This is a genomic window from Achromobacter sp. FW305-C-13, assembly GCF_058783475.1.
Genome location: NZ_JBYSYN010000004.1, coordinates 563,981 through 579,890, shown reverse-complemented (window position 1 = coordinate 579,890; position 15,910 = coordinate 563,981). Strand labels below are relative to the sequence as shown.

Genomic DNA, 15,910 nt, shown 5'->3' with positions numbered 1-15,910 from the left:
CCATCTAATAATTGCGCGTAGTCCTGTTGAAGTGACACTCGTGCCACTAGGCGACAAGGGCCCTCGCGCCGTGTTTCGAGGTAAGCATGAAGAAGTGGAGAGGGATACTGGGGGCTTGTGCGATGCTGATTGGCAGCGTGGCCAGCGCTCAGGTGCAAGACATGCCCGGCGGCCCGAAGGTCAATCAGCTGAACCTGCATGAAGGTGTCACGGCGATTTCGCGCGACATCATGTGGCTGCATTGGTTGCTGCTCACGATCTGTATCGTGATTTTCATCGGTGTGTTCGGGGTGATGTTCTACTCCATCTGGGCACACCGGAAGTCCCGGGGGCACAAGGCCGCGACCTTCCATGAGCATCTGGGCGTGGAAGTCGCCTGGACGGTCATCCCCTTCATCATCGTCATCGCCATGGCGCTACCGGCCACCAAGACGGTCGTGGCCATGAAAGACACCTCAAGCGCCGACCTGACCATCAAGGTCACGGGCTATCAATGGAAGTGGGGCTACGAATACCTCGACGGCTCTGCCGCCGGCGTCAAGTTCCTGTCCACGCTGTCCACGCCCCGCGCGCAGATCGAGAACCGCGAGCCCAAGGGCGAGTTCTATCTGATGGAAGTGGACAACCACATGGTCGTCCCCGTGGATAAGAAGGTCCGGGTCGTGCTGACCGCGGCCGACGTCATCCACTCCTGGATGATCCCCGACTTCGGCGTCAAGCAGGATGCCATCCCCGGCTTCCTGCGCGACGCCTGGTTCCGCGCGGAAAAGCCTGGTATCTATCGCGGCCAGTGCGCGGAGCTCTGTGGCAAAGACCACGCCTTCATGCCCATCGTCGTGGAAGTCCTGGCGCAAGCCGACTACGATAAGTGGGTTGAAGACCAGAAAAAGAAGATGGCGGCAAACGCCGACGATCCTAATAAAGAGTGGACGGAAGCCGAACTGGTTGCCCGTGGCGAGAAGGTTTTCGCCGCCAATTGCGTAGCCTGTCACCAGGCCAACGGCAAGGGCATTCCGGGCAGCTTCCCACCGCTTGACGGAGACAAGGTTGTTCTGGGCCCCAAGGCGGACCAGATCAACACCGTGCTGAAGGGCAAGCCCGGCACCGCGATGGCGGCATTCGGCGGGCAGCTCAATGATGTCGAGATCGCAGCGGTCATCAGCTATACGCGCCATGCCTGGAGCAATGCAGGCAAGGGGCAGGACCCGACGGTTCTACCGAAGGACGTTGCGGCTGCGCGTTGATCGCGCACCCACGTTCCCACCGTTAGAACCGGTTCCGTTTAGTTAGAGATACCCTGCCGTCCCCGTGGAACGGGGGCGGCACTCAGCAGGAAGGAGTCCATCATGAGCAGCGTCACTGTAGACCACGTGTCGCCGGGCCACGGCCACGGTCACGATGACCACCACCACGCCATGCCCACGGGCTGGCGCCGCTGGCTATTCGCCACGAACCATAAAGACATCGGGACGATGTATCTCATCTTCTCGTTTGCCATGTTGCTGGAAGGCGGCACGCTCGCCTTGCTGCTGCGCACCGAACTGTTCGAGCCGGGCCTGCAGTTCTTCCGCCCCGAACTGTTCAACCAGTTCACGACCATGCACGGCATCATCATGGTGTTCGGCGCCATCATGCCGGCGTTCGTGGGCTTTGCGAACTGGATGATCCCGATGCAGATCGGCGCATCCGACATGGCGTTCGCGCGCATGAACAACTTCAGCTTCTGGTTGCTGCCGGTGGCCGCGATCATGCTGACGGCGTCGTTCTTCGTGCCGGGCGGCGCCACCGCCGCCGGCTGGACGCTGTATGCGCCGCTGTCCCTGCAGATGGGTCCGGGCATGGACCTCGGCATTTTCGCGATGCACATCATGGGCGCGTCCTCGATCATGGGCGCGATCAACATCATCGTGACCATCCTGAACATGCGCGCACCCGGCCTGACGCTGATGAAGATGCCGCTGTTCTGCTGGACGTGGCTGATCACCGCGTTCCTGCTGCTGGCCGTGATGCCGGTGCTGGCCGCGGCCATCACCATGGTGCTGACCGACCGCCACTTCGGCACGGGCTTCTTCAACGCGGCCGCCGGCGGCGACCCCGTCCTGTACCAGCACGTGTTCTGGTTCTTCGGGCACCCCGAGGTCTACATCATGATCTTGCCGGCGTTCGGGATCGTGTCGGCCATCGTGCCTGCGTTCGCCCGCAAGAAGCTCTTCGGCTACGCCTCGATGGTGTACGCCACCGCCTCCATCGCTGTGCTGTCGTTCATCGTGTGGGCTCACCACATGTTCACGACGGGCATGCCGGTGACGGGTCAGCTCTACTTCATGTACGCCACCATGCTCATCTCCATCCCCACCGGGGTGAAGGTGTTCAACTGGGTCGCCACGATGTGGCGCGGCTCGATGACGTTCGAGACCCCGATGCTGTTCTCGATCGGCTTCATCTTCGTGTTCACGATGGGCGGCTTCACGGGGCTGATCCTGTCGGTGGCCCCGATCGACATCCAGGTCCACGACACGTATTACGTGGTGGCGCACTTCCACTACGTGCTGGTGGCGGGTTCCCTGTTCGCGCTGTTTGCCGGCGCCTACTACTGGGTGCCGAAGTGGACCGGCCGCATGTACAGCGAAAAGCTGGGCAAGCTGCATTTCTGGTCGACGCTGATCTCGTTCAATGTGACCTTCTTCCCGATGCACTTCCTGGGTCTGGCCGGCATGCCGCGCCGGTATGCCGACTACGCCGCGCAGTTCACGACGTTCCACCAGATGGCCACCATTGGCGCGTTCTGGTTCGGCCTGTCGCAACTGATCTTCCTGTGGGCGATCCTGCGCTGCTACATGGGCAAGGGCGAAGTCGCCGCCGCGAAACCGTGGGAAGGCGCCGAAGGGCTGGAATGGACGGTGCCGTCGCCCGCCCCGTTCCATACCTTCGAAACCCCGCCCGAAGTGAAGTGAACCCGCCTTTCATGTTCCAGGTAGCACAGCAATGACACCCGAGCAGCGCCGCCGCAACAAAATCGCAGGACTCGTTCTGCTGGCCTTCGTCCTTGCTGTGTTTGCCTGGACCGTGTTGCGGGGTTCGGCGCTGCTGACCGGCAACGCGGTCGGCTAGGCCAAGGCCATGAGCGACGACCTGCACGAAACCACTCGGCGCAAGCTGAGTTTCCTTCAGACGATGAAGGCGGTGGCGTGGGGGTTCTTCGGCGTGCGCAAGGGCGCGGGCTACCGGGAAGACAGCGCCAGGCTGAACCCGGTGCACGTGATCGTGGCCGGGCTGCTGGCAGCGGCAATCTTCGTTACTGTGCTGGTATTAATTGTGCGTTGGGCGGTTTCCAGCCTGACTTGAATCACTTAATCTAAAAATCTGTACCAGGGAGAAAGCCATGAGTGCAAGCCACTCGGTTCAAGGTAAAGAGGCACCGTACTACTTTGTGCCCGCCGACTCGGGGCACCCCGTGCGTACGGCGGTGGCGCTGCTGTTCATGGGGCTGGGCGCCGCAGCCTGGATCAACGGCGTCAGCTGGGCCAAATGGTCCGTGCTGGCGGGATTCATCGGGCTGATCGTCGTGCTGTACTACTGGTTCGGCGACGCCATCCAGGAATCCGAAGCCGGCATGAACAGCAAGCGCATCGACGGTTCGTACCGTTGGGGCATGAGCTGGTTCATCTTCTCGGAAGTGATGTTCTTCGCCGCGTTCTTCGGCGCGCTCTGGTACACGCGCACGATCACCACGCCGTGGCTGGGCGACATCGATCACCGCCTGATGCTGTGGCCCGACTTCAAGGCCGCCTGGCCCAACTTCGGTCCGGCCGGCGTGGTCGAACAGTTCCAGACGGTGGGCCCGTTCTGGCTGCCCACCATCAACACCGCGCTGCTGCTGTCCTCTGGCGTCACGCTGACCATCGCCCACCATGCGCTGCGCGAGAACCACCGCGGCAAGACGATGTTCTGGCTGGCCGCCACGGTCATCCTGGGCTTCATCTTCGTGGCCTGTCAGGCCGCCGAATACCACCACGCGTACACGGAGCTGAACCTGAAGTTCAACTCGGGCGCGTACGGCTCGCTCTTCTACATGCTGACAGGCTTCCACGGGTTCCACGTGATCCTGGGCGCCACCATGCTGACCGTCATCCTGATCCGCCTGATCCGGGGCCATTTCACCGCCGACCACCACTTCGGTTTTGAAGGCGCGGCCTGGTACTGGCACTTTGTGGACGTGGTGTGGCTGGGCTTGTACCTGTTCGTCTACTGGTTCTGACGCAGGGGGGCACGGATCCGCTCTGCGGCGCAGGGCGGGTAAAGCGCGATAGGGGGCCAGGCGGCGACAATGCCGGGCGCCGATCGCGCTTTGTTGCGATGGGGGCGGGAACCGATGCCCCGCGGGCCTATCTAAGCCCGGTGCTTTCGATCCAGCCCATGTGATGGGCGAACAGCACGAACAGGAACAGGGCGACCGACAGCCCGATGCGCACCGTCAGCGCATTGACGGTACGGCTGGTAGTGCCTTTGTCCCGCATCAGGTAGACCAGGGCGGATGCCAGGCTGGCCAGAATGCCGATGAAGGCCAGTACGACGAAAACGCGCATGGTGGTCTCCGGACAAAACAGAGTTAGCAACGATACATGGCCCGACCGCATTCAACCCGCTACACGGTAGCCGCCCTACTCCTGCTTGGCATCGCCGTGGTGATTCTGGTGTCGCTGGGGCAATGGCAGTTGCGTCGCAGCGACGAGCGACGCGCCATTCTGGCGGCGATCGAGGCGGGCCGCAAGCAGGCGCCGCTGATGCTGACCCCGGCAACGCCTTCCGACGACATGACCGCGTGGCGCGTGGCCCAGGCCAGCGGCGCGTGGCTGCCGCAATTCAGTGTACTGCTGGACAACCGCAACCACGACGGCAGGCCCGGCTATTGGCTGGCCACGCCGCTGCTGTTGGACGTGTCGTCGCGGCAGGCGGTGGTGGTGTTGCGCGGCTGGCTGCCGCGGGTGATCCAGGGCCAGGGCGAACCGCAGCTTCCGGCCACGCCAGAAGGCATGCAGACCATCACCGGCGAACTCTCCGACCGCGTGCCACGCATGTTTGAGCTGTGGTCGATGGGCGGGCAGGACCAGTCCGCGTTGCCTCGCGCCTTGCCCGTGGCGGGCGGCAGCGTGCCGCAGGTGCAGAACCTGCCGCTTGCCGACTATGCCCGCGCGACCGGGCTGAACCTGTTGCCGGTCGTGCTCAGCCAGACCGGGCAAGACCCGGCCGCCGCCGACGGCCTGGTCCGCGACTGGCCGCAGCCGTCGGTGGATTTCCAGAAGAACACGTCTTACGCCGTGCAGTGGTTCGCGTTTGGTCTGATAGCCGCCATCGCATGGCTGGTGGTGCTGGGGGGCGCCATCAAGCGCATGCGCCAACGCGCGCAGAGCGGCCCTCGGGCCTGATGCGCACGTCAATGAATGAATCATCCAGGATATAAAGTGGCTCGCGAAATTTCACCTGACAAACCGGCACGCAAGCGCTCATTGATGCCCATGCTGCTGGTGTTCCTGTGTTCGTTGGCGCCGATCGTGGCCGCCTTCGTGGTGTACATGAACCCGCAGTGGTGGCCGGCGGATTCCAGCAATTACGGCACCCTGGTGTCGCCGCAGCGCCCCATGCCGGCCGCGGGCGACCTGAAACTGACGACGCTGGACGGCAAGCCGTTCGACCTGCAAAGCCTGAAAGGCAAGTGGCTGCTGGTGACGGCCGACGGCGCGGCCTGCCCGGAAAGCTGCGCCCGCAAGCTCTACATCACGCGCAACAGCCACGCCAGCCAGGGCAAGAACGTGGACCGCCTGGCGCGCGTCTGGTTCATCACCGACAATGCGCCGGTGCCGGACAAGGTGCTGGAAGCCTACAAGGGCACGGTCATGCTGCGCGCCGACCCGGACCAGCTGGCGCGCTACCTGCTGGCGCGGGATGCGGCCGCCGGCCAGCCGGGGCTGCCGGAGCCGATCTGGGTGATCGACCCGCTGGGCAACCTCATGATGCAGTACCCTGCCGAGGCCGATGGCGTGAAAGTGCGCAAGGACATCAGCAAGCTGGTCTATAACTCGAGGATAGGGTGACCCCACCGATAGTGGGATGGCCGAGTGCCGCGGGATCCGCGCGGCGCGGCAGAGTCATGGTTTAGGGAAATGGAACGTATCAAAGCGCGGTACCGCAAACTTGTTTTTTTCACCTGGTTCCTGACCTTGGACCTGATCATGTTCGGCGCCTTCGTGCGCCTGACGGATTCGGGCCTGGGTTGCCCTGATTGGCCGGGCTGCTACGGCAGCGTGACGCCGCTGGGCGCGCAGGGCGACATCCACCAGGCGTCCCAGGCGATGCCCTTCGGGCCGGTGACGATGTCCAAGGCCTGGATCGAAATGATCCACCGCTACGTCGGAACCATCCTGGGCATGCTCATCATCGGCATCGTCTACATGGCGTGGCGCTATCGCCGCGAACTGGGCCGTTCGCCCGCGCTGGCCATCACGACGCTGGTGGCCGTGTGCGTGCAGGGCGCGTTCGGCGCCTGGACCGTCACGCACAAGCTGATGCCGGCCGTGGTGACCTCCCATCTGGTGTTCGGGCTGTCGGTGCTGGCGCTGATGACGTGGCTATCGGCCCGCGAACGCCCGCATCTGGCCATCGGCGCCGCGGCTGCCCGGTGGAAACCGTGGGTGGCAGTCGGCTTCGGGCTGTTGCTGGTGCAGGTGACGCTGGGTGGCTGGGTCAGCACCAACTATGCCGCGCTGGCCTGCATGGATTTCCCCATGTGCCACGGGCAGTGGGTGCCGGACATGGACTTCCACGGCGGCTATTCGGTGATCCGCGGCCTGGGCGAACTGCCCTCGGGCGAGATGATCTCGCAGCCGGCGCTGACCGCGATCCACTGGGTGCACCGCAACTTCGCCTTCGTCGTGTTCCTGTACCTGGGCACGCTGGCCTGGCGGCTGCGGGCCGAACCCGGCCTACGCGGCCCCGCCACGCTGATGCTGGCGCTGCTGGTCGCGCAGTTGTTCACCGGCCTGACCACCATCTTCTTCCAGTGGCCGCTGCTGATCGCCGTGCTGCACAATGGGGGCGCCGCCGGGCTGACCTTGGCTGCGGTGGTGCTGATGGTGCGTTTGTCCACGGCGGGACGCGCACCGGCGGGGGGCTATGGCCCCAATTCGGTGCGCGTTTAAAATAGGGTCCACTATGACCAGTCTTGCCGCTCCTCAACCCGGATTGTTCCGCCAATACTTCGTACTCACCAAGCCGCGCGTCACGCAGCTGGCGGTGTTTTGCGCAGTCATCGGCATGTTTCTTGCCGCACCGGGCATTCCCGATATGCGCCGCGTGCTGTTCGGCACGCTCGGCATCTGGCTGCTTGCCGCAGCCGCTTTCGCCATCAACTGTCTGATCGAACAGGAAGTCGACGCGCGCATGCTGCGCACCGCGCGCCGCGCCACCGCCCAGGGCACCATCTCGGCCTTCCAGGTGCTGAGCCTGTCTGGCCTGCTGGGCGGCGCGGGCATGTTCGTGCTGTATACGCTGGTGAACCCCCTGACCATGTGGCTGACCTTCGCCACTTTTGTGGGCTACGCCGTCATCTACACCGTCATCCTCAAGCCGCGTACGCCGCAGAACATCGTGATCGGCGGGCTGTCGGGCGCGATGCCGCCGGCGCTGGGCTGGGCCGCCGTGGCGGACTCGGTGCCGGCCGAGGCCTGGGTGCTGGTGCTGATCATCTTCATCTGGACGCCGCCGCACTTCTGGGCGCTGGCGCTGTACCGCAACCATGACTACGCCAAGGCCGGCCTGCCTATGCTGCCGGTCACCCACGGCAACCAGTTCACACGCCTGCATATCCTGCTGTACAGCGTTGCGCTGGTGGCCACGACGCTGTTGCCCTACGCCATCCGCATGAGCGGCGAGCTGTATCTGTTGTCGGCCCTGGTGCTGGGCGGCATGTTCGTCTCGTATGCGTGGCGCCTGTACCGCGCCTACAGCGACCAGCTGGCGCGCAGCATGTTCCGTTTTTCCATTCTCTACCTGGCGCTGCTGTTCGGCGCCCTGCTGGTGGACCACTGGGTCGGCCTGCTGCGCTGACCCCCTGGAGGTTGTTGATGTCCGTGTTTTCCGCCAGCCGCCGGCTGGCCCTGCGCTTCGGCGCTGCTGCCGCCTTCGCCGCCGCTCTTGCCGCTTGCGGTGAAAGCGCGCCCACGTTCAAAGGCAGCGACATCAGCGGCACCCAGCTGGGCCGCGGCATGGAGCTGACCGACACCAACGGCAAGACGCGCCAGTTGTCCGACTTCGCCGGCAAGGTCGTCGTGGTGTTCTTCGGGTTCACGCAGTGCCCGGACGTGTGCCCCACGTCGTTGGCCGAACTGACCGAAGTCATGAAGAATCTGGGTCCGGACGCCGATCGCGTGCAGGTGCTGCTGATCACGGTGGACCCCGAGCGCGACACGCAGGAAGTGCTCAAGCAGTACGTGACGGCCTTCGATCCGCGCTTCCTGGGCCTGACCGGCACGCCGGACCAGGTCAAGAAGGCGGCCGCGTCGTTCAAGGCGTACTACGCCAAGGCGCCGACCAAGGACGGCAACTACACGATGGACCACACCGCCGCGTTCTACCTGCTGGACGGCAAGGGCGAATCCCGCGTGCTGGCCAACAACAACCTGGGCGTGGATGCCCTGACGCACGACATCAAGGCGCTGCTCAAAGGCTGATCAGGGATTGGACGGGGCGCGCGCGCCTGAAGCAGCCCAGCCGGCCAGCGCCGCCTGGGCTTTTTCATTGAGTTCGGCGACCGCGATGTCGTGCCGGTGCGAAATGATCATCAAGGCGTAGGGCGTGGCCAGTGCCGCGGCTTCGGGGCACAGGCGCGATTCCTCGCCGACCGACGGCGAGACGTTGCGCCAATAGTTGATCGCCTGTTCGAGCTGGGGCAGGGAAATGGAATCCATGCGCCTATTGTCCACGAATGGGATGGCCTGTCCACCGGGCTTGCGCCTGCAAAGAAGCGTCACCATCGCAACATGCCGAAACCGCGCCCGGGTGCTATACCGATGCCGGTTAGTTACGATGGAGCTTCTTCATGAATACCACCCGAATCGAGAACCCGCGCCGCGGCCTGCATCCGCTGGTCGCGGCGGCGGCGATTGCCGTGATTGTCATGTGCGCGGTGGGCGTGGCCGCGGTGTTGGGCTGGTTGCCTTCGCCGTCGGCCAATCCGCATGCGGATGCGCCCGTGGCGGGCGCCGGCCCGGAAAGCGCCAACCTGGCGCCTGCGCCCCAGGCCGCCGTGCCGCCCGCGCCCGCCCCGGCGCAGACCGGCCGCCCGGCCTCGGCTGCGGCGCCCCGTCCTGCGGCCCCTGCACCGGCTCAGCAGGCTTGCCAGAGCTGCGGCGTGGTGGAATCGGTCCGCCAGGTGCAGGTGCCTGTGAAGGACAATAGCGATCATCTGGTCGGCACCATCGGTGGCGGGGTGGTGGGAGGCGTTGTGGGTAATCAGTTTGGCGGAGGCAGCGGCAAGACGGCGCTGACCGTGCTGGGCGCGGTCGGCGGCGCTTTGGCAGGCCGTGAAGTTGAGCGTAATATCAGACAGCAACAAACGGTGACGCACTATGAACTCACGGTCCGCATGGGCGACGGTAGTGCGCGCCAGTTCCGTAGCGCGCAGCCGTTCGCCTTTGCCTCGGGCGACCGTGTGCGCGTGGAGAATAATCAGCTGCTGCCGGGTTGACCGGCGGCCGGCGGAAACCATCCGTATTTGGGGAGACCTGGCATGAGCGACCAATTCACGAATCCGTTCGTCCTTCCTGGCATGGGACAGAACTCCGACCTGTCGGGCAATCCCCTTCTGGCCAGCATGGAAATGATGCGCCAGGCCTGGGCCGGCCTGACCGGGCCGGGCGGCCTGGCCAGCAGCCTGCCGATGGCGCCTCCCATGAACCTTGAAGACCTGGACCGCCGCATCGCCGAATTGCGCTCGGTGGAAAACTGGCTGCGCATGAATCTGTCGATGCTGTCTTCCACCATCCAGGGCATGGAAGTGCAGCGCTCCACCATCAGCACGCTGCGCGCGTTTGTGGATAGCGCGGCCAACATGGACCTGGGCGCGGTCCGTGACAGCGGCGCAGCGTCTCCGCTGGAAGTGGTGCTGGGCTTGAAACCCGCGCCCAAGGCCGCCGCCAAGCCGGCATCGAATCCGCCGTCTGGGCAAGACAAGGCCCAGCAGGATCCGGACGGCAAGGAGGCGGACGCCTCCGCGGACAAGGCCGGGCCGGAATCGGCCATGCAAGGCATGAGCGAACAGATGGGCGCCGCCGCGCAATCGGCGTCCAAGGCCTGGTGGGACCTGCTGCAGCAGCAGTTCAACCAGATCGCTTCGGCCACCGCGGCGTCCATGCCGGCCAATCCCGCCGCGCCCGGCGCGGACCCGGGGGCGGATGCCAAGGCCAAACCCGGCGAATCCAAGTCCGCCGCGAAGACCGAGGCCAAGGCGTCCAAGCCCGCGGCACGCAAGCCCGCCGCCAAATCTGCGGCCAAGACCGCCAAGAAAACGGGGCCTGCCGACGGCAAGCCCTGACCCTTTTCAATCGACACACGAGACGGCCGCAAGGCCGCTCGACTGTCCCAACCTTTCCTGGAACTTATGCTTAATGTAGTGATCCTTGCCGCCGGACTGGGCAAACGTATGCAGTCCGACCTTCCCAAAGTGCTGCACACGCTGGCGGGCAAGCCCATGCTGGCCCATGTGCTGGACAGCGCGCGCCAACTGAAGCCGGCGCGCATCATCGTCGTGGTGGGCCATGGCGCCGACCGCGTCAAACAGGCGTTCGAGGGCCAGGCCGATCTGCACTTCGTGCTCCAGCAGCCGCAGCAAGGCACCGGCCACGCCGTGCAGCAGGCGGTGCCGCTGTTGTTGGAAGGCGATGGCAAGGACGACGTGACCCTGGTGCTGTATGGCGACGTGCCGCTGGTGCAGCCGGACACGCTGCAACGCCTGCTGGCCGCGCGCGCTTCGGGCGCAGCGGTACTGACCGAAGTGCTGGCGGACTCCACCGGCTACGGCCGCATCGTGCGTGACGCCCAGGGCAACGTGTGCCGCATCGTCGAACACAAAGACGCCTCGGAAGCCGAACACGCCATCAAGGAAGTGAACACCGGCATCCTGACCGCGCCGACCGCCAAGCTGAAAGACTGGCTGACCCGCATCGACAACAAGAACGCCCAGGGCGAGTACTACCTGACCGATGTGGTCGGGCTGGCAGTCGTCGATGGCGTGCCGGTGGGCGCGGCCCAACCCGGCGCGGGCTGGGAAACGCTGGGCGTGAACAGCCGCGTGCAGCAAGCCGAACTGGAACGCCGCTGGCAGGGTGAGCAGGCGCGCCGCCAGCTGGAAGCCGGCGTCACGCTGGCCGACCCGGCGCGCTTTGACGTGCGCGGCACGCTGTCCTGCGGACGCGACGTGTTCATCGACGTGGGCTGCGTGTTCGAAGGCACCGTGACGCTGGCTGATGGCGTGCGCGTGGGCCCGCACTGCGTCCTGCGCGACGTGACCGTCGGCGCGGGCACGCAGATCGAAGCGTTCAGCCATCTGCAGCAGGCTGAAGTGGGCCGCGACGCGCGCGTGGGTCCGTATGCCCGCCTGCGTCCGGGCGCCGAGCTGGGCGACCGCAGCCACGTCGGTAACTTCGTCGAGATCAAGAAGAGCGTGCTGGGCGCCGACAGCAAGGCCAATCACCTGGCCTACATCGGCGACGCCGACATCGGCGAGCGCGTGAATGTGGGCGCCGGCACCATCACCTGCAACTACGACGGCGTCAACAAGCACCGCACCATCATCGAGGACGACGCCTTCATCGGCTCGGATACGCAGCTGGTGGCGCCCGTGCGCGTGGGCCGTGGCGCGACCCTGGGCGCCGGCACTACCCTGACCCGCGACGCACCGGCCGACAAGCTGACCGTGTCGCGCGCGAAACAGCTCACCGTTGAGGGTTGGCAGCGTCCGGTCAAGAAGTCGTGATGGCGGAGAACGACGCCGCAAAGGACACGCCCCAGGGCGGCGGCGCCAAACCCGCCCCGCCCGACGGTTTGCCGGCCCCGCGCCGGTATTGGGCGGCGGCCACGGTGATGACGGGCATCAGCCTGTCGGTGCTGGACACCACCATCGCCAACGTGGCCCTGCCCACCATTGCCGTCGATCTGCACGCCTCGCCCGCCGAAGCCGTCTGGGTCGTCAACGCCTACAACCTGGCGGTGGTGATGACGCTGCTGCCGCTGTCGGCGCTGGCCGAGCGCATCGGCTTTCGCCGCATGTTCACCTTCGGCCTGATGCTGTTCACCCTGGCTTCGCTGGGGTGCGCGCTGGCCGGCACGCTGTGGCAGCTGACCGCGGCGCGCGTTTTCCAGGGCGTGGGCGCGGCGACGCTGATGTGCATGTTCGGCGGCCTGGTGCGCAATATCTATCCCCTGAAAATGCTGGGCCGGGGCATCAGCATCAACGCCACCACGGTGGCCGTGATGTCGGTGCTGGGCCCCACCATCGGGTCCGCCATCTTGTCGGTGGCGCCCTGGCCGTGGATTTTCGCGGTAAACCTGCCGATCTGCGTGCTGGCCATGTTCGGCCTGCGCCATCTGCCCGAAGTGCCGCGCAACGACGTGAGACTGGATTGGGTCAGCGCCCTGCTGTGCATGGCGACGCTGGGCGTCTTCATTTCGGGCGTGGACATGATGGGCCAGGACCTGCTGCGCGGTATCGGGCTAGTGGCGATTGCGTCTGTGGCAGGCCTGGTGCTGGTGCGCCGCGTCAGCAAGCAACCGGCGCCGCTGGTGCCGGTGGACCTGCTGCGCATCCGTCCGCTGGCGTTTGCCGTGGGCGCGTCGGCCTGCACCTTCGCGGCGCAGATGGCGTCTTACGTGTCGCTGCCCTTCTATTTCCAGCAGGTGCTGGGCCGGCCGTATCTGGAGGTCGGCATGCTGATGGGCGCCTGGCCCGTGGGCACGGCCATTATCGCCCCGCTGGCGGGCCGCCTGTCCGACCGCTATTCCGCCGCCACCCTGAGCGGCGTGGGGGCGGCGACCATGGTGGCCGGCATGCTGTGGCTGGCGCTGCTGCCGTCTTCGGTGTCCAACTGGCCCATCGTGGCGGGCATGTTCGTGGCGGGGGTGGGCTTCGGCTTTTTCCAGACGCCGAACAACCGCGCCATGCTGTCGGCCGCGCCCCGCTCGCGCAGCGGCGCGGCAGGCGGCTTGCAGGCCACCACCCGGGTCTTCGGCCAGAGCTTCGGCACGGCGTTGGTGGCCATCGCCTTCAGCGTCAGTGTGGCGCATGGCCCCGGACTGGCGCTGGTGTTGGGGACGGTTTGCGCCGCCCTGGCGGTGGTCGTCAACACCGTCCGGTTCAACAAACTGCGGGTCTAGGGCGGTTCCGCCCCTGGCTTGCGGCCGCTTCTATAATGGCGGCCGGCGCCTGGTCCTGAGGCCAGGCGCGCAAGATTCCCTATTTTGAAGGCGTGCAGGCATGAAAATCACGGTCGTGGGTACCGGTTACGTGGGGTTGGTGTCGGGAGCGTGCCTGGCCGACATGGGCAACGACGTCATGTGTCTGGACGTGGACGCGGCGAAGATCGCCCTGTTGCGCCAGGGCGGCATCCCCATCTACGAGCCCGGTCTGGAAGACCTGGTCCGCCGCAACGTGCAGGCGGGCCGCCTGCATTTCACCGACGACGTGGCGCAAAGCGTGGCCTTCGGCGACGTGCAGTTCATCGCCGTGGGTACGCCGCCGGGCGAAGACGGCTCTGCCGACCTGAAGTACGTGTTGGCCGCCGCCCAGAACATCGCGCGGCACATGACGTCCCGCAAGCTGATCGTGGACAAGTCCACCGTGCCCGTCGGCACGGCCGACAAAGTGCGCGCGGTGGTGAACAAGGAACTGGCCGCGCGCGGCGTCGAGATCCCGTTCAGCGTGGCCTCCAACCCCGAATTCCTGAAGGAAGGGGCCGCCATCAATGACTTCATGAGCCCGGACCGCGTGGTCGTCGGCGCCGACGACGACTACACCGTCGGCGTGATGCGCCGCATCTACGAACCGTTCCAGCGCACGCACGACCGCCTGATGGTGATGGACGTGCGCTCGGCAGAACTGACGAAGTACGCCGCGAACGCCATGCTGGCCACGCGCATCTCGTTCATGAACGAGATGGCGAACCTGGCCGAAGCGCTGGGAGCGGACATCGAGCAGGTGCGCCGTGGCATCGGCGCCGATCCCCGCATCGGCTACCACTTCCTGTACCCCGGCGCGGGTTACGGCGGTTCCTGCTTCCCCAAGGACGTGCAGGCACTGGTCAATACCGCTGCCGAAAATTCCCTGCCCATGCGGGTGATCGAAGCCGCCGAAGCCGCCAACCACGCGCAGAAGTTCCGCTTGTCGGAAAAGCTGGTGCAACGCTACGGCGAAGACCTGCGCGGCCGCAAGATCGCGCTGTGGGGCTTGTCGTTCAAGCCCAACACCGACGATATGCGCGAGGCCCCCAGCCTGACGGTCATCGCCGAACTGACGCGCCGTGGCGCCGACGTGCGGGCCTATGACCCCGTGGCCATGCACGAGGCCGCCCGCGTGCTGGTCGGCCAGCCGGGCATCAGCTTCGCCACCGACATGTACGACGCGCTGGACGGCGCCGACGCGCTCTTGATCGCCACCGAATGGAAGGTCTTCCGCGCGCCGGACTTCGACCGCGTGAAGGCCTTGCTGAAGACGCCGCTGATCATCGACGGCCGCAACCTGTACACGCCGGCCGACGTGCGCGGCCTGGGCTTCGAATATTCCGGCATCGGGCGCGCATGAAGATCCTGCAACTGAACTTCGAGAAAGGCTGGCGCGGCGGCGAACGGCAGACGCTGTATTGCATGCGCGCATTCCGCAAGGCGGGCCATGACGTCGAAGTGATGTGCCGCGAGGGCGCGCCGCTGGCCGAACGCGCGCGCCAGGAGGGCTTTGTGGCCCACACCTGCCGCAACGTGCCGGGGCAGCTGGCATTCCTGGCGGGCGCCAGCCGCTACGACATCATTCACGCGCAGACCGCCAACACCATCACCTGGGCTGTCCTGACCAAATGGCTGCACCGCAGCCCGGTGGCGTTCTCGCGCCGCACGTCGTTCGTGGTCAAGCCGGGCGACGAATGGAAGACCGGTTTCAAGTGGCGCCACGCGAACCTGTTCGTGGCCATCAGCGAGATGGCAGCGAGCGAACCGCGCCGGCTGGGCATCGAACCGGTCATCATCCGCAGCGCCGTCGAGCCGCACGAGATCAACGCCGATAACGTTGCCAACCTGGTGCGCGAGTTCGATCTGGCCGGCAAGAAGGTCATGGCAACGTCTGCCGCGCTGATCCGCGACAAGGACCCCGTGACGCTGGTGCGTGCGGTGGGGGAACTGGCCAAGACGCGCCGCGACTTCGTCTTCCTGCACTTCGGCGCCGGCGGCGACCGCGAGCAGCAGGCCAAGGACGAGGCGAAAAAGCTAGGCATCGAAGACGTTTACCGTTTCGCCGGGTTCCGCAAGGGCGTAGAAGACTTCTACAGCATCCTCGACGTGTTCGTCATGAGCTCAGAGGAAGAAGCGCTGGGCAGCAGCGTGCTGGACGCCTTCCTGCAACGCGTGCCGGTGGTCTCCACCGACGCGGGCGGCTTGAAGGAAAGCCTGGCCGACGGCCGCGGCGTGCTGGTTGCGGTGGGCGACCACCAGGCCATGGCGGCCGGCATGGCCCGCTGCCTGGACGATGCGGCCTTCCGCCACGAGGTCACCGAGCGCGCCTATGCGTACGTGAAGAGCGAGCACGACGTCCAGGAAATGGGCAACCGTTACCTGGCGCAGTTCCAGCGCCTGCTGGGCCGCCAGTAGGCGCCAC

Annotated in this window: 18 protein-coding genes; 16 read left to right on the top strand and 2 right to left on the bottom strand. The window is 65.8% G+C overall.

Annotated features, from left to right (window positions below; translation table 11 throughout):
- Positions 1-86 precede the first annotated feature (86 nt).
- The 5 genes from coxB (at position 87) to AC3WMU_RS26210 (ending at position 4,258) form a co-directional block, all read left to right on the top strand.
- Entirely contained in the window at positions 87-1,244 is a 1,158-nt protein-coding gene (gene coxB / locus AC3WMU_RS26230; protein ID WP_035213042.1) for a cytochrome c oxidase subunit II, read from the top strand.
- A gap of 102 nt (positions 1,245-1,346) precedes the next feature.
- On the top strand, positions 1,347-2,954 hold the full coding sequence (gene ctaD / locus AC3WMU_RS26225; protein ID WP_006224566.1) for a cytochrome c oxidase subunit I: 1,608 nt from the start codon (positions 1,347-1,349) through the stop codon (positions 2,952-2,954).
- A 31-nt stretch (positions 2,955-2,985) separates the two neighbouring features.
- Positions 2,986-3,111 (top strand): cytochrome oxidase small assembly protein, encoded by a 126-nt coding sequence (locus AC3WMU_RS26220; protein ID WP_006224567.1) that lies wholly within the window; start codon positions 2,986-2,988, stop codon positions 3,109-3,111.
- Positions 3,112-3,120: 9 nt separating this feature from the next.
- Positions 3,121-3,345 carry a DUF2970 domain-containing protein gene (locus tag AC3WMU_RS26215; RefSeq protein WP_006224568.1) on the top strand — a complete coding sequence of 75 codons (225 nt, stop codon included), beginning with the start codon at positions 3,121-3,123 and terminating at the stop codon, positions 3,343-3,345.
- Between the two features lie 37 nt (positions 3,346-3,382).
- Entirely contained in the window at positions 3,383-4,258 is an 876-nt protein-coding gene (locus AC3WMU_RS26210; RefSeq protein ID WP_006224569.1) for a cytochrome c oxidase subunit 3, read from the top strand.
- A 127-nt stretch (positions 4,259-4,385) separates the two neighbouring features.
- Here the strand turns inward: AC3WMU_RS26210 and AC3WMU_RS26205 are convergent, their stop codons facing one another.
- The gene (locus tag AC3WMU_RS26205) at positions 4,386-4,586 is read right to left on the bottom strand and encodes a twin transmembrane helix small protein (protein WP_006224570.1); all 201 of its coding nucleotides are present in this window, start codon (positions 4,584-4,586) and stop codon (positions 4,386-4,388) included.
- Between the two features lie 36 nt (positions 4,587-4,622).
- Here AC3WMU_RS26205 and AC3WMU_RS26200 point away from each other — a divergent pair, with 36 nt between their 5' ends.
- From AC3WMU_RS26200 to AC3WMU_RS26180, 5 genes are all read left to right on the top strand, one after another.
- Positions 4,623-5,426 carry an SURF1 family protein gene (locus tag AC3WMU_RS26200; protein WP_280027269.1) on the top strand — a complete coding sequence of 268 codons (804 nt, stop codon included), beginning with the start codon at positions 4,623-4,625 and terminating at the stop codon, positions 5,424-5,426.
- Positions 5,427-5,510: 84 nt separating this feature from the next.
- A complete protein-coding gene (locus AC3WMU_RS26195; protein WP_006224572.1) occupies positions 5,511-6,092 on the top strand; it encodes an SCO family protein in 582 nt (193 codons plus the stop codon).
- Between the two features lie 69 nt (positions 6,093-6,161).
- A complete protein-coding gene (locus AC3WMU_RS26190; RefSeq protein ID WP_006224573.1) occupies positions 6,162-7,196 on the top strand; it encodes a COX15/CtaA family protein in 1,035 nt (344 codons plus the stop codon).
- 13 nt (positions 7,197-7,209) lie between these two features.
- Complete coding sequence (cyoE, locus tag AC3WMU_RS26185) at positions 7,210-8,103, top strand: heme o synthase (RefSeq protein ID WP_006224574.1); 894 nt, start codon at positions 7,210-7,212, stop codon at positions 8,101-8,103.
- 17 nt (positions 8,104-8,120) lie between these two features.
- Positions 8,121-8,726, top strand: coding sequence for an SCO family protein (locus AC3WMU_RS26180; protein WP_006224575.1), 606 nt, complete (start codon positions 8,121-8,123; stop codon positions 8,724-8,726).
- Here the strand turns inward: AC3WMU_RS26180 and AC3WMU_RS26175 are convergent, their stop codons facing one another.
- Complete coding sequence (locus AC3WMU_RS26175) at positions 8,727-8,963, bottom strand: DUF3717 domain-containing protein (RefSeq protein ID WP_006224576.1); 237 nt, start codon at positions 8,961-8,963, stop codon at positions 8,727-8,729. It lies immediately after the preceding gene.
- Between the two features lie 131 nt (positions 8,964-9,094).
- Here AC3WMU_RS26175 and AC3WMU_RS26170 point away from each other — a divergent pair, with 131 nt between their 5' ends.
- The 6 genes from AC3WMU_RS26170 (at position 9,095) to AC3WMU_RS26145 (ending at position 15,903) form a co-directional block, all read left to right on the top strand.
- On the top strand, positions 9,095-9,742 hold the full coding sequence (locus AC3WMU_RS26170) for a glycine zipper 2TM domain-containing protein (RefSeq protein WP_454675989.1): 648 nt from the start codon (positions 9,095-9,097) through the stop codon (positions 9,740-9,742).
- Positions 9,743-9,784: 42 nt separating this feature from the next.
- Positions 9,785-10,588 (top strand): PhaM family polyhydroxyalkanoate granule multifunctional regulatory protein, encoded by an 804-nt coding sequence (locus tag AC3WMU_RS26165; RefSeq protein ID WP_424625670.1) that lies wholly within the window; start codon positions 9,785-9,787, stop codon positions 10,586-10,588.
- 66 nt (positions 10,589-10,654) lie between these two features.
- On the top strand, positions 10,655-12,028 hold the full coding sequence (gene glmU, locus AC3WMU_RS26160) for a bifunctional UDP-N-acetylglucosamine diphosphorylase/glucosamine-1-phosphate N-acetyltransferase GlmU (protein ID WP_492283168.1): 1,374 nt from the start codon (positions 10,655-10,657) through the stop codon (positions 12,026-12,028).
- Positions 12,028-13,425, top strand: coding sequence for an MFS transporter (locus AC3WMU_RS26155; RefSeq protein ID WP_006226717.1), 1,398 nt, complete (start codon positions 12,028-12,030; stop codon positions 13,423-13,425). Before glmU ends, AC3WMU_RS26155 begins: the two co-directional genes overlap by 1 nt.
- Before the next feature lie 100 nt (positions 13,426-13,525).
- On the top strand, positions 13,526-14,848 hold the full coding sequence (locus AC3WMU_RS26150) for a UDP-glucose dehydrogenase family protein (protein WP_006226718.1): 1,323 nt from the start codon (positions 13,526-13,528) through the stop codon (positions 14,846-14,848).
- Positions 14,845-15,903, top strand: a complete 1,059-nt coding sequence (locus AC3WMU_RS26145) for a glycosyltransferase family 4 protein (RefSeq protein WP_088589724.1) — start codon at positions 14,845-14,847, stop codon at positions 15,901-15,903. The genes AC3WMU_RS26150 and AC3WMU_RS26145 overlap by 4 nt, the downstream gene beginning before the upstream one ends.
- Positions 15,904-15,910 lie beyond the last annotated feature (7 nt).